Source organism: Arthrobacter sp. CAL618 (genome assembly GCF_000468215.1).
GTDB lineage: Bacteria > Actinomycetota > Actinomycetes > Actinomycetales > Micrococcaceae > Arthrobacter_D.
Genome location: NZ_ASZW01000075.1, coordinates 1 through 12,778, shown reverse-complemented (window position 1 = coordinate 12,778; position 12,778 = coordinate 1). Strand labels below are relative to the sequence as shown.

17 protein-coding genes and 1 pseudogene are annotated in these 12,778 nt (G+C 63.3%); 8 read left to right on the top strand and 10 right to left on the bottom strand.

Annotation, left to right across the window (positions count from 1 at the left end):
• Positions 1-852 (bottom strand): general stress protein (locus tag K728_RS0104935; RefSeq protein WP_024476026.1); only part of this gene is annotated, 852 nt, incomplete at its 3' end.
• Between the two features lie 118 nt (positions 853-970).
• Here K728_RS0104935 and K728_RS0104930 point away from each other — a divergent pair.
• The 3 genes from K728_RS0104930 to K728_RS0104920 are packed head-to-tail and all read left to right on the top strand — an operon-like array spanning position 971 to position 3,955.
• The gene (locus K728_RS0104930; RefSeq protein WP_019481653.1) at positions 971-2,251 is read left to right on the top strand and encodes a magnesium transporter MgtE N-terminal domain-containing protein; all 1,281 of its coding nucleotides are present in this window, start codon (positions 971-973) and stop codon (positions 2,249-2,251) included.
• A complete protein-coding gene (locus K728_RS0104925; RefSeq protein WP_019481652.1) occupies positions 2,244-2,840 on the top strand; it encodes a DUF1003 domain-containing protein in 597 nt (198 codons plus the stop codon). Before K728_RS0104930 ends, K728_RS0104925 begins: the two co-directional genes overlap by 8 nt.
• A gap of 14 nt (positions 2,841-2,854) precedes the next feature.
• Positions 2,855-3,955, top strand: a complete 1,101-nt coding sequence (locus tag K728_RS0104920; RefSeq protein ID WP_024476025.1) for an Mrp/NBP35 family ATP-binding protein — start codon at positions 2,855-2,857, stop codon at positions 3,953-3,955.
• Between the two features lie 49 nt (positions 3,956-4,004).
• Here K728_RS0104920 and K728_RS0104915 read toward each other — a convergent pair whose 3' ends face one another.
• From K728_RS0104915 to sigE, 4 genes are all read right to left on the bottom strand, one after another.
• Complete coding sequence (locus K728_RS0104915) at positions 4,005-4,415, bottom strand: sec-independent translocase (protein ID WP_019481650.1); 411 nt, start codon at positions 4,413-4,415, stop codon at positions 4,005-4,007.
• Positions 4,416-4,456: 41 nt separating this feature from the next.
• Positions 4,457-5,095, bottom strand: a complete 639-nt coding sequence (locus tag K728_RS0104910; RefSeq protein ID WP_156911180.1) for a hypothetical protein — start codon at positions 5,093-5,095, stop codon at positions 4,457-4,459.
• Entirely contained in the window at positions 5,037-5,432 is a 396-nt protein-coding gene (locus K728_RS23055; protein ID WP_084442823.1) for a zf-HC2 domain-containing protein, read from the bottom strand. Before K728_RS23055 ends, K728_RS0104910 begins: the two co-directional genes overlap by 59 nt.
• 5 nt (positions 5,433-5,437) lie before the next feature.
• On the bottom strand, positions 5,438-6,070 hold the full coding sequence (gene sigE / locus K728_RS0104905; RefSeq protein ID WP_024476023.1) for an RNA polymerase sigma factor SigE: 633 nt from the start codon (positions 6,068-6,070) through the stop codon (positions 5,438-5,440).
• A 262-nt stretch (positions 6,071-6,332) separates the two neighbouring features.
• Between sigE and K728_RS0104900 the strand changes: the two genes are divergently transcribed.
• Complete coding sequence (locus K728_RS0104900) at positions 6,333-6,980, top strand: O-methyltransferase (RefSeq protein ID WP_019481647.1); 648 nt, start codon at positions 6,333-6,335, stop codon at positions 6,978-6,980.
• 58 nt (positions 6,981-7,038) lie between these two features.
• Here the strand turns inward: K728_RS0104900 and K728_RS20455 are convergent, their stop codons facing one another.
• The 4 genes from K728_RS20455 to K728_RS0104880 form a co-directional block, all read right to left on the bottom strand.
• Positions 7,039-7,206 carry a DUF3117 domain-containing protein gene (locus K728_RS20455; protein ID WP_019481646.1) on the bottom strand — a complete coding sequence of 56 codons (168 nt, stop codon included), beginning with the start codon at positions 7,204-7,206 and terminating at the stop codon, positions 7,039-7,041.
• Between the two features lie 155 nt (positions 7,207-7,361).
• On the bottom strand, positions 7,362-7,940 hold the full coding sequence (locus tag K728_RS0104890) for a DNA-3-methyladenine glycosylase I (protein WP_024476022.1): 579 nt from the start codon (positions 7,938-7,940) through the stop codon (positions 7,362-7,364).
• On the bottom strand, positions 7,937-8,257 hold the full coding sequence (locus K728_RS0104885; protein WP_019481644.1) for a DivIVA domain-containing protein: 321 nt from the start codon (positions 8,255-8,257) through the stop codon (positions 7,937-7,939). Before K728_RS0104885 ends, K728_RS0104890 begins: the two co-directional genes overlap by 4 nt.
• Before the next feature lie 54 nt (positions 8,258-8,311).
• Positions 8,312-9,097: a TIGR00730 family Rossman fold protein gene (locus K728_RS0104880; protein ID WP_019481643.1), complete on the bottom strand. Its 786-nt coding sequence runs from the start codon at positions 9,095-9,097 to the stop codon at positions 8,312-8,314.
• Positions 9,098-9,216: 119 nt separating this feature from the next.
• Here K728_RS0104880 and K728_RS0104875 point away from each other — a divergent pair, with 119 nt between their 5' ends.
• The 4 genes and pseudogenes from K728_RS0104875 to K728_RS0104860 all read left to right on the top strand — a co-directional run bounded on the left by K728_RS0104875 (position 9,217) and on the right by K728_RS0104860 (position 12,528).
• The gene (locus K728_RS0104875) at positions 9,217-9,999 is read left to right on the top strand and encodes an amino acid ABC transporter ATP-binding protein (protein ID WP_024476021.1); all 783 of its coding nucleotides are present in this window, start codon (positions 9,217-9,219) and stop codon (positions 9,997-9,999) included.
• 43 nt (positions 10,000-10,042) lie between these two features.
• Complete coding sequence (locus tag K728_RS0104870) at positions 10,043-10,888, top strand: glutamate ABC transporter substrate-binding protein (protein ID WP_019481641.1); 846 nt, start codon at positions 10,043-10,045, stop codon at positions 10,886-10,888.
• A 97-nt stretch (positions 10,889-10,985) separates the two neighbouring features.
• A pseudogene (locus tag K728_RS18450) lies at positions 10,986-11,665 on the top strand (amino acid ABC transporter permease).
• On the top strand, positions 11,662-12,528 hold the full coding sequence (locus tag K728_RS0104860; protein WP_024476020.1) for an amino acid ABC transporter permease: 867 nt from the start codon (positions 11,662-11,664) through the stop codon (positions 12,526-12,528). Before K728_RS18450 ends, K728_RS0104860 begins: the two are co-directional and overlap by 4 nt.
• A gap of 56 nt (positions 12,529-12,584) precedes the next feature.
• Here K728_RS0104860 and K728_RS18445 read toward each other — a convergent pair.
• Positions 12,585-12,778 (bottom strand): M20/M25/M40 family metallo-hydrolase (locus K728_RS18445; protein ID WP_035747190.1); only part of this gene is annotated, 194 nt, incomplete at its 5' end.

Here is a 12,778-nt window from a genome sequence, read left to right as displayed (position 1 = left end):
TTCCTCGGGACCCTTCGCCGGGCTCTCTGTCGCGGCCGCACTGTTCTCCTGAGGGTCAACCCGGACACCGTACTGCGGCCGCCCGTCGGGGAGGTCAGCGAACTGGCCACGCCGGGGACCGGAGGGGCCTGCACCCTGTGACCCATCCGCTGCGGTGTGTGCACCCTGGTCCGGCGCGTTTCCCTGGCTGGCGGTCCCGGACTCGGGGGTGCCGGGCTGCTGTGGATTCTGGATGGGCTGGGCGAGCGGGTCTTTCCAGGCCTGCGGCTGCCCGGGCTGGCCCGGCGCCTGTGGGCCGCTACCGGGAGGCGCTGCCGGTGGTTGCCACCCCTGCGCGGACCCGCCGGGGTGCTGGGCCTGACCGTTCATTGGCAACTGTTGCAGCATCCGTCGGGCTTCACCGGCCGATTCCGGTTCGACGATGACATCGTAGCTGGTGGCGATGACCTGACTCGTGGAGGTGAAGTCCCGCTTGCCACGCTGGAAGGCGTAGGTGATGACGCCAAACAGCATCCAGAACACGGCGCCAAGCGCCATCGCGGTGAAGATCGGCAGGTACGCACCGCCGTCGCCGAACAGCGTCAGGATCAGGCCCACGAAAAATCCGAACCATGCACCCGTTGCAGCGCTGGCCAATGCCACCCGCGGGTAGCTGAGCCGGCCCGTCACTCGTTCAACAGTCTTCAGATCGCTGCCAATGATCGAGACTTTCTGCACGGGGAACTTGCTGTCGGCTAGGTAATCCACTGCCTTCTGCGCGTCCAGGTAGGCACTGTACCGTCCGACCGTTTCGCCTTTGGGCAGGATGCGGCCTTCATCCCGTGACGCCGTTCGACCAAGCACATTTGACATGGTTCCATTCTCACCCAGAACGGCTGACCTGTGGGCCCGTATCGCTCGCAGTGAACTAGCGCTACGTTGCCGCCGATCGAATAGGGCGGAAGCGGCCGTTCCAAAGTAGCCTAGGCAGGTGAGCACTAATCCCACCCGCGTCTTCGTGGCGCGCCTGCTTGGCCTCGACGTGTTTGACCCACTGGGTGACCGTCTGGGCCGACTTCGTGATGCGGTGGTTCTTGACCTCGGCCCGAACACCGCGCCCCAGGCCGTTGGCCTGGTGGTGGAGGTACCCGGCAAACGGCGGGTCTTTGTCCCGATGACCCGGGTCACGTCGATTGATTCGACCCAGATCATCTGCACCGGACTGGTCAACCTCCGCCGCTTCGAACAGCGCGGCGCCGAAATGCTGGTGGTGGGTGAGCTTTTTGACCGCCGGGTGACCCTGCGCGACGGGAGCGGCGAGGCAGTAATCGAGGATATCGCCATCGAGGTGGACCGCGCCGGCGACTGGCACGTATCACAGGTATTCATCAGGCGCGGCTCGTCGTCGTCGGCGCTGCGTGGACTCCGCCGGGGCGAACGCCTCATTGTCGACTGGCTGGACGCCTACCACGGGGACGCTGCCGAACCGCAGGGCGCTTCCCAGTTCGTTGCGCAACACGAGGACCTCAAGCCGGCCGACTTCGCGGACGCGCTGCACGAAATGAGCGACAAACGACGCACCGAGATTGCGGGCGCCCTGCAGGATGACCGGCTCGCTGACATCCTGCAGGAACTCCCGGACGATGACCAGGTGCAGATCATCTCTTCGCTCCACCGTGAACGTGCCGCCGATGTGCTGGAGGAAATGGACCCCGACGACGCCGCGGACCTCCTCAACGAACTGCCCGAAGCGCAGAAGGAGGACCTCCTCGCGTTGATGGAACCCGAAGACGCAGAGGATGTGCGACGCCTGCTCCAATACGAGGAGGACACTGCCGGCTCCATGATGACCACCGTGCCGGTCATCCTCCCACCCGAGGCGACAGTGGCCGAAGCCCTCGCGCACGTCCGGCGTGAGGAACTGACTCCAGCGTTGGCCTCATCGATTTTCGTGTGCCGCCCACCGCTTGAGACACCCACCGGACGGTATCTCGGCGTCGTCCACATCCAGCAGCTGCTGCGATTCCCTCCGCCGGAGCAGCTGGGGAACATCGTTGACACTGATCTGGAGCCCGTCGGGGACCAGGCCAACATCAGCGAGGTGGCCCGCATCCTTGCGACCTACAATCTGAACTCCATTCCCGTCGTCAACGCTGAAGGTCGGTTGGTCGGAGCGGTGACAGTTGACGACGTCCTCGACCACCTGCTGCCCGATGATTGGCGCGCTGCCAACGACTACCCGGGATTGACGAAGGGAGCAACCAATGGCTGAGCGGATCAAAACCACTGCGACAGGGCTCGACACCCCGCGCGAGAGCCGTAAACGCTGGCTGCCCCGGCTGCGGCCGAACCCGGACCGGTTCGGCAGCGCCACCGAAAACTTCGCCCGGTTCATGGGGACACCCCAGTTCCTGTTCTACATGACAGTCTTTGTTGCCCTCTGGCTGGCCTGGAACTCCTGGGCCCCAGGCGGACTGCGTTTCGACAGCGCCGCCATCGGTTTCACCCTGCTGACCCTGATGCTCTCCCTCCAGGCATCCTATGCAGCACCCCTGCTGCTTCTGGCACAGAACCGGCAGGACGACCGCGACCGGGTGTCGCTGCGGCAGGATCGGCAGCGTGCTGAACGGAACCTTTCCGACACCGAATATCTGACCCGGGAAATCGCTGAACTACGGATCGCGATCCGCGAGGTCGCGACGCGCGATTATGTCCGGTCCGAACTGCGCTCAGTCCTTGAGGAAATCCTTGAGACCGCCGAAGACAAAGACACGGCCCTCCATAAAAAGTCGCGCCGGAAGGGCGGCGACCAGACGGCGTCGCTGCCAAAGCTGCAGCCCAACCGGTCTGACCGGTTGTGACATTGCGGGAGCAGGTGGATGCAGCCCTCGCCACCGTGATTGACCCTGAACTTCGCAAACCAATCACCGAGCTGGGTATGGTTGCGGGCACCGATATCGTCGGCGGCGCCGTCACCGTTGAGGTGCTGCTCACCATTGCCGGCTGCCCGCTGCGCGGGACCATCACCCGCGACGTCGAAACCGCGGTAGGGGGCCTCCACGGAGTCACCTCGGTGGACGTACGGCTCTCGGTGATGACCCAACAGCAACGCGACCGGCTCAAGGAACAGCTCAGGGGCCCCGGTGGCCGGAAGGGCATCCCGTTCAACGACGAGGGCTCACTGACCCGGGTGTACGCGGTGGCGAGCGGCAAGGGCGGGGTCGGCAAATCGAGCGTCACAGTGAATCTTGCGGTGGCAATGGCCGCCCAAGGCCTGAGAGTGGGGATTGTCGACGCTGACGTCTACGGCTTCTCGGTACCTTCCCTGCTGGGGATCACCCAGCCGCCAACCCGGGTCGATGAGATGATCCTCCCGCCGGTCGCCTACGACGTCAAAGTCATTTCAATTGGCATGTTCATCGCCGGCAATCAGCCGGTCGCCTGGCGCGGGCCGATGCTCCACCGGGCACTTGAGCAGTTTCTCAGCGACGTGCACTTCGGCGATCTGGACGTATTGTTCCTCGATCTTCCTCCTGGCACCGGGGACATCGCCATCTCTGTGGCCCAACTGCTGCCCTCGTCGGAGCTGTTGGTGGTCACCACGCCGCAGACGGCGGCCGCGGACGTTGCTGAACGCGCCGGGACCCTGGCCAACCAGACGGGCCAGAAGGTTTCAGGGGTGATCGAGAACATGTCCTGGCTTGAGCTTCCCGGTGGGGAACGGATGGAACTGTTCGGCAAGGGTGGCGGGCTCGCCCTGACCGGCCGCCTCACTGAGGCCCTGGGCTACCCGGTCCCGCTCCTCGGCAGTGTCCCACTCGAGATTGCCCTTCGCGAGGGTGGGGACAGTGGGGAACCTATCGTCCATGGGACCAGCGAATCCGCCGCAGCGCAGGAACTTCGCCAGATAGCGGACACCCTCGCCCGCCGTCCGCGTGACCTCGGCGGCCGTCGGCTGAAGGTCACTCCCACCTAGCCAGGCAGGCTTCGCCTGACCGGTTCCGTCCGGGCGCAACAGCCTGGTGCTAGGTGGCTTCCACATCGAACGGCGCCAGCTGGCCGGCGCTGAGCCGCGGTGACGTCGCGACTGACGGCAGCGGCCGTGACCGGGCTGGCGGCGTGACGGAAGCCGGGGCCGCCGGGTTCGGTGCTCCCCCGCTAACAGGCTTGAAAGCGTCCTGGACGTCGTCGATCAGGGCTTCCTTGATGATCCGACGCGGATCGTACTGGCGGGGGTCGAGCTTGCGCCAGTCGACGTCGTCGAGCTCCGGGCCGACTTCCTCGCGGAGCTGCTCCCGCGCGCCCGATGCCATCCGGCGGAGATCCTTCACCAGCCTGCCCAGCTGGGCGGCATACTCCGGCAGCCGTTCAGGTCCGAGAACCATGACGGCGATGACAGCCAGCAGCAAAAACTCGAGCCCGTTGATTCCAAACACTGAAGAAGACTACCTTTCGGCGGCGGCAGGAGCTATTTGGCTCACTGTCCCGAGGCTGGCTGTGCCAGCTTGTTGAGCCCTCGAAGAATCCTGCTCAGGGGGTCATGCGGAGTCGGCTCGGTGGGCGCCAGCCGGGAGTGCTCGGCCAGTACCAGTTGGCTAACAGCCTGCGGCATTTCTGCTGCGGGAAGACTCGAGACAACGGTGTAGGTTACCGACTGGGAATCGAGCACCACCTGCCAGGAGTGCCCCGGGTGGACCCAGATTTGGCGTTGCATCCCGCCGATGCGTTCGAATCCGTCGTCGACGACGGAGTTCCCCGTCAGTGCGTTGATGGGCGGTGACGCGACAGGTGCCCGGCCGTCGCCGAGTTTGCGCTGTTCGTAGATCGTGACTGAGTCAGTTCCGTCATTGAGCACCATCATGAGTGCCGGACGGTTCGCCACAGTGATGGCTTCCGCACCCGCCACGCTGAACCCCATCATTTCGAGGTCGGGGCAGTACCAGCCACCGCCCCTGAGCTCTTCGAGCTGGCTGGCATCCAGCAGGGTTGGGGTGTCGGAGGCAACCGACTGCCAGCCAGCCATCAGCGCCCCGCTTCGACCGCTGCCGGCGAGGACCTCATGCTCCGATTCGATGCCAAGGGCATAGGCACCGGTAAGCGTTGCGAGCGCGACCACGGCCAGCCCTCCGCTCACCGCCATCGGTGTGCGGTGGCGTGAGGCAAAGCCTGCCATCCGCCGGCTGGGTCCGTGCTTTTCCTGCCCGACGACGTCGGGNCGCCACTCCGGGACGCGTCTCTGGGTGGCGCTGGGCGGTCGCCATGATGCGATCGAACAGATCGGCGTCGGGCCGTGGGATCTCTGAGCTTTGCAGCCGGTTTCGGACACCCCGATGCTCCCGCACGGTGTCCCGGCAGGAGGCGCAGCGGGCGAGGTGGCTTTCCACCGCCCTGCGGCGGTCCAAGGGCAACTCCCCGTCTACGAAATCAGCTAGATGCCGCTTCGGATGTCGCATGGCCGCTAACGGGCGCCCGCAATCCGGGGCAGCTTCATTCGGGGGCTTTTGGCAGCGGTCAGGGCCGGGTCGCGGTGAGCAAGCTTTTCGCGCAGCATGGTGCGCCCCCGGTGGATCCGTGAGCGCACTGTTCCCAGCTTCACCCCGAGGGCTTCAGCCACCTCGTTGTAGGCGAGCCCTTCCAGATCGCACAGGACCACAGCCGCCCGGAAATCGGGTGGGAGTTCTTCGAGGGCAGCCTGCACATCAATGTCGAGGTTGTTGAATTCAAAACTGCGTTCCGGCCCGGGATGGGCGCTGGGCAGGCGGCTTTCGGCCTCCTCCGTCAGGCCATCGAACCTGATCCGGCTTTTCCGGCGAGCCTGATCCAGGAACAGATTGGTGGTGATTCGGTGCAGCCACCCATCGAGGGTGCCGGGCGTGAAGTTGGCCAGGGACCGGAAGACCCTGACAAACACTTCCTGGGTGAGATCCTCGGCGTCGAACTTGTTGCCGGTCAGGCGGTAGGCCAGCCGGTACACCTTCGGCGAATGGACAACCACCACTTCTTCCCAGGAGGGCGCCACCCAGGCGGCGTCCGTGCCTGCTGCTTCATCGGTGACGGTGGCAGCGGCCACCGTTGTTTGCGAAGTGGACATCAACCTCTCCTCCCAGTGTGAAACAGCATTTTGCCGTCTCCCAAGGTATTCGCGGCCAATGGTTCACCGGATGCCTGGAGCTTGAAATATTGCCCTATCAAGCTGGGAGATCGCTGGAAAACTGGTGTGCCCTGGCCTGCGAAAGCCCTGCGACGGCGCTCGGATTCCGTTGATCACCCAAATGGGCGAGGAGCCCCCCAACCAGTAGGCTGGGTACCAAAGCGAGAACGTCCCCTGAACGAGAAAACTGAACGGTAAATACATGAGCGCGGACAAACAAAGTAGCTGGTCATACGCCGAGGGGCTGCCCGACGAGGATGAAGTCCTGCTGCGTGCCCGGGACCGGTCCTACGAGCTTGGGGTCACGCCGGTCAGCACCGGTGTCGCGGCCGCGTTGACAGTCCTTGCTGCGACGTCAAAGGCACAGACAGTTGTGGAGATTGGTGCCGGGGCCGGTGTGTCCGGGGTATGTATCCTGCGCGGCCTGGGACCGCAGTCCGTCCTGACCACCATCGACTCCGACGTCGACCACCTCCGCGCGGCGAGAGAGGCCTACGCCGAGGCTGGCGTGCCGGGGAACCGGACACGCACCATCTCCGGCCGGGCTGCTGACGTGCTGCCCCGCCTCACTGACGCCGCCTACGATCTGGTCTTTATCGACGCAGACAAGGCCGGTCTGCCGCTCTACGCAAATCAGGCCATCCGCCTGCTGAAGCCGGGCGGCATGTTGATGCTCAACGACGCACTGGATCAGGATCGGGTGGCAGATCCGGCCATCCGAGAGGATTCGACCAACATTCTTCGCCAGGTGGGACGCACTATTCGCGACCACGAGCAACTGGTGTCGGCCATGCTTCCCACCGGCCATGGCCTGCTGCTCGCCGTGAAGATGCCAGCCATCCGTAAGTAGTCACTGCTGGGGTCGGTACCCTTGGGGCCGACCCCAGCAGCGCTGCCACTTTGGGCGACTACTCGGTGACCGTCAAAAGGCAGTCCTTGAGGTTGCCGGCTTCCTCCGCATTGAGTTCGACCACTAGCCGCCCGCCACCATCAATCGGTACCCGCATGATTAGGCTGCGGCCCTCTTTGGTGACTTCCATCGGCCCATCGCCGGTCCGCGGTTTCATGGCAGCCATAAAGGTATCCCTTCAAATGTGCGCGCCCGGGATCCCCGGCCGCCCGTCAACGAAAATTAACGTCAGTGACACGGCGGCATGCTGGCCCCCGCGCATTGATCCTCCACCATTATCCCGCACAGAGCCGGACTCGGCGAATCGCGGTGCGTTGTGGGTCACATCGAGCCCCGCACCCAGCAGTGCAGCAGATGGTCATTGACGTACCCGGTTGCCTGCATCATGGCGTACCCGGTAGTGGGACCAACAAACCTGAATCCGTGCGACCGCAGGGCCTTTGCCAGTGCCACCGATTCAGGGACAACCGCAGGCACGTCGGTCAGTGCAACCGGGGCGGGACGAGGTGCTGGCCGGTGCGCTTCAAGGATATTGGCGAGGCTTTCACCCGGTGGAAGAGCCAGCAGCGCCCGGGCATTCGCAATGGTTGCGAGGATCTTCGCCCGGTTACGGACAATTCCGGCATCCTGAAGCAACCGCTCGACGTCGTCGTCGTCGAATTCTGCCACCACGGCCGGTTCGAACTCCCTGAAGGCCGCCCGGAAGGACTCCCGCTTCCGCAGAATGGTAATCCAGCTCAGACCGGATTGGAAGGCTTCGAGGCTGAGCCGTTCAAACAGGGCTGCCTCCCCGGAGACGGAGCGACCCCATTCCTCGTCGTGGTAGGTCCGGTAATCGGCAGTAGCGTTGGCCCAGTCGCAGCGCACCCGCCCGTCCTCCCCGAGTGCCGCGCCGCTCATCGGCTGTCCTGGCGGGACCGTCGGAGGTCGGCAATGATCTCGTCCCGCTCGGCGAGCGCTGACGCCAGCTTCTCGAGGACCTCGTCGACCTGGTCCATCCGGTACCCACGCAAGGCGGGGGCGAAGCGGATTCTATCGATGTCGGAAGGGTGGGGGTCGTCGGGCAGCAGCACTGCGGGCAGGGACGGAGCGGGTTCGACCAGCCCCGCAGGATGCCCGGGGACCGTCAGATCCCCTCCCGGACGCTGCCGTCCGACGACGGCGAAAGCCACAGCACCCACCACAGCGATAGCAATAAACACCAGGAAAATACTCACCGTGTCAATGCTGCCAGAGTTAACGGTGCCATTGTTATTGGTGCCAGCGAATGGTCACGGTGACTTGTGTGATGCGGTGTCTGCCTGCACCAGCCGGACGGCTTCGGCTGGGTCGTCCACCAGATGCACCAGGTCCAGGTCCCTGGCGGAGATCATCCCGTTCGCCAGCAGGCTGCCCCTCACCCAATCCCAGAGCGGCGCCCAGAACTCAGTGCCCATCAGGACAATGGGGAAGGAGGTGACCTTCCTGGTCTGGACCAGGGTCATGGCTTCGAATAGTTCATCCAGGGTGCCGAATCCGCCCGGCAGGACGATGAACCCTTGCGCATATTTCACGAACATGGTTTTTCGGACGAAGAAGTACCTGAAGTTCACTCCAAGGTCCACCCACTCATTCATCCCATGTTCGAACGGCAGCTCGATGCCGAGACCAACAGAGAGTCCGCCGGCCTCGCAGGCTCCCTTGTTGGCCGCTTCCATGGCTCCCGGACCTCCACCTGTGATGACCGCATAGTTTGCTTCCACCAGGCGCCGGCCCACCTCCTCACCCATCGCGTAGAACGGCGAATCCCGTGGGGTGCGCGCCGAGCCGAACACACTGATAGCCGGCCCAAGCTCGGCGAGTGTCCCGAAACCTTCGACGAACTCGCTCTGGATACGCAGCACCCGCCACGGGTCCGTCTTGGTGAAGTGGTTCCCTCCCCCTGAGTCCAGCAGGTAGCTGTCAGATTGAGGTGCCTGGATCTGCCCACGGCGGAGCTCCACCTGGCCTCGCCGACGTGACGGGGTGGCGCGGGCGGCATTGGATTCTGGACTGGACAGGAATTCGTTGGAAGCCATCTTTTGAGCCTATCCGCCCTCCGCAACCCCTTTGGGTCTTGGTTGCTCTTGAGTCACGATTTACCAAATCGCAACAATCATGTGTTGCCAGCGGGCATTCGTTCGCTACATTCATCTCTATGACCAGTGATTTCGAAGCGAACTCGACCGCTGCACCATCATCTGAGACGCCGCTCGTGCTGCTGAAGAACGTCAACAAGCACTACGGCGAACTCCATGTGCTGCAGAACATCAACCTCGAGGTGGCCCGCGGTGAGGTGGTGGTGGTGATCGGACCGTCCGGTTCCGGTAAATCGACCCTCTGCCGTGCCATCAACCGGCTGGAAACCATCGACGACGGAGAGATCCGGATCGACGGCGTTAAACTGCCTGCCGAGGGCAAGGCGCTTGCAAAACTCCGCGCCGACGTCGGGATGGTGTTCCAGTCCTTCAACCTGTTTGCCCACAAATCCATCCTCGAAAATGTGACGTTGGGGCCGATCAAGGTCAAAGGCATGAAAAGTGCCGAGGCCAAAGAGCTGGCCATGTCCCTGCTGAAGAGGGTAGGGGTTGATAACCAGGCCCAGAAACTGCCAGCGCAGCTTTCCGGCGGTCAGCAGCAACGTGTGGCGATTGCCCGTGCGCTTGCCATGCAGCCGAAGGTGATGCTGTTTGACGAACCCACCTCCGCGCTTGACCCCGAAATGATCAACGAGGTCCTCGACGCGATGGTCACCCTGGCCAAGGAGGGTATGACCATGATCGTGGTGACCCACGAAATGGGCTTCGCCCGCAAGGCAGCGGACCGGGTGATCTTCATGGACGGCGGCCAGATCGTCGAGGAGGCCACCCCCGAAGAGTTCTTCACCAACCCCCAGAGCAACCGAGCCAAAGACTTCCTCGGCAAGATCCTGGCGCATTAGCCCAACAATTTTCATCAAGTCAGACGAAACGCAAGGAGAAATCATGCGCAAGACCCGTTACGCAGCAGCCGCCATGGCAGCTGTAGCAGCACTCACCCTTTCCGCCTGTGGCGGCGGGGACGAGGGTGGCGACGACACCGCGACAGATGCAGGCTCCGACAGCATCCGCATCGGCATCAAGTTCGACCAGCCGGGCCTGGGCTTCGATGAAGGCGGCGAGTACTCCGGCTTCGACGTCGACGTTGCCAAATATGTGGCCACCGAGCTCGGTTACTCCGAGGACCAGATCGAATGGGTCGAGGCTCCTTCGGCCAACCGCGAGAATCTGCTCTCCACCGAAGAGGTGGACATGATTTTCGCTACCTATTCCATCACTGACGAGCGCAAGGAAACCGTCGACTTCGCCGGACCGTACTTCGTTGCCGGCCAGGACCTCCTGGTCCGCGCAGACGACGAGGAAATCACCGGGCCAGAGTCGCTGACCGGCAAGAACCTTTGCTCGGTTGCCGGTTCCACCTCGGCTGCTCGTATCAACGAAGAGTTCGGCGCCGATGCCAACCTGGTTGAGCAGCCCGGCTACGCCGAGTGTGTCTCGCTGATGGGCGGCGGCCAGATCGACGCCGTCACCACCGATGACATCATCCTGGCCGGCCTCGCCGCGCAGGAAGCCAATGCCGGCCAGTTCAAGGTGGTGGGCAACCCGTTCTCCGAGGAGAACTATGGAGTTGGCCTCACCAAGGGCAGCGACCTGTGTGAAGATGTCAACGCCGCCATCGTCAAGATGATCGACGAGGGTGCCTGGGAAGAAGCCATCACGAACAACACCGAGGGCGCTGACTACACCTTCAACGACGAGCTGAACCCACCAGAGCCTGACGCCTGCGCCTAAGCTCGAGCCGTTTTTTTGCCTTGGTGGGGTAGCTTCGCGGCTGCCTCACCAAGGCTTTTCAACTTTACGGTTTTCAACACCACGGAAGAGGTGAACCATGGATAACTTCCTATCGCTCTTTGAGACGTACGACGTCGCTGGAGCGTTCTGGGTCAATATCCAGCTGACGTTTTGGGCCGCTATCTGGTCATTTATCCTGGGAACTATCCTTGCGCTCATGCGCATCTCGCCGATCGCCAGCCTGCAGTGGTTCGGCGCGGCGTATGTGAATATCTTCCGGAACACACCGCTCACGGTGATCATTGCCTTCGGTGTCCTCGGGCTGTGGGGACAACTGAATGTGGTCCTGGCCGAGGATTTCCAGGTGAATTTCCTCCGCCTGGCCATCCTGGGCTTGAGCATCTACCACGCGGCCTTCGTTTGTGAAGCGATCCGCAGCGGTGTCAACACCGTTCCCCTCGGCCAGGCAGAGGCCGCCCGCGCTATTGGGCTAAGCTTCCTGCCGGCCGCCCGNCCCGCCTGATCATTCTGCCGCAGGCGCTCCGCGGTGCAGTTGCACCGCTGGGTAACGTCCTCATTGCCCTGACCAAGAACTCGACTGTCGCGTTCGCTGGATCGGTGATCGAGTCCTCAAACCTGATGAAGGAAATGATCGAGTTCAGGGGTGACCTCGTGATTCCCATCTTCTTTATCTTCGCCATGGGCTTCGTGATCATCGTTGTCCCCATCGGCCTTCTTACTACCTGGTTGTCAAGGAAACTGGCGGTGGCACGATGAGCGCTCAACAAGTCCTGTTCGATGCACCGGGACCGAAGGGCAAGCGCCGCATCCTTCTTGGCAATATCGCTGGCGTGCTGCTGGTGCTGGGCCTCTTAGGCTACGTAGTAGTAGCTCTGGCCGCCCAGGGCCAGTTCGAAGCCGCCAAGTGGACGCCCTTCCTCGAGTGGCGGACCTGGGAGTTCTTCATTCTCCCGGGCCTGCTCAGCACCCTTAAGGCCGCGGCGGTCGCAGTGGTCACTTCGATCGCGTTTGGGCTGCTGTTCGGAATCGGCCGACTATCCCATATCGCACCGATCCGCTGGGTTGCTGGTCTCGTCGTCGAATTTCTCCGTGCGGTACCCGTCCTGCTGATGATGATCTTCCTGTGGCTTGCCCTGGCGCAGGTTGGTTTCATCGATGATCCGATCTTTGTGGCAGTTGTGACGGCACTGACCCTGTACAACGGGTCGGTGATCGCCGAACTGGTCCGCTCCGGCGTACATGGTCTTCCCAAGGGCCAGCGCGAAGCCGCGATGGCCATCGGTATGACCCCGGGCAAGTCCCTGCGGAGCATCGAGATTCCCCAAGCGCTGGTCGCGATGCTGCCAGCCATGGTCAGCCAGTTCGTCGTCATCCTCAAGGACTCCGCACTGGGCTACATCATCGGCTACGCGGAACTCCTCCAGTTCTCCCGCCGCCTCGGCGTCGGTGAAGGCAACCTGCTGCAGTCCCTCCTGATTGCTGCCTTCATCTTCATCCTGATCAACTTCGCCCTCTCCTCGGCAGCCAACAAGCTCTCCACGCTGCTGAGCTTCAGGACAGGTCGCAAGGTCAAGCAGACTGAGGATCCGGAACTGGCTGCAGCGGCTCCCGTGCCCTAGCCAGCCCACCGACTGCAATCAGCGCACGGCAAGAGTGNGCCCGCCGTCTGGGTGGGCTAGCCCAGCCAGGTCTTCAGCGCCCTCAGGCACTCACGGATCTCGTCGGCGCTGACGTGCTCGTTATCCGAGTGCGCCAGCAGCGGATCACCCGGCCCGAAGTTCACGGCCGGGATGCCCAACTCGCTGAAGCGGGCGACGTCGGTCCAGCCGTACTTCGGTTTGGGCTCGGCACCCACGGCCGCCACGAAGT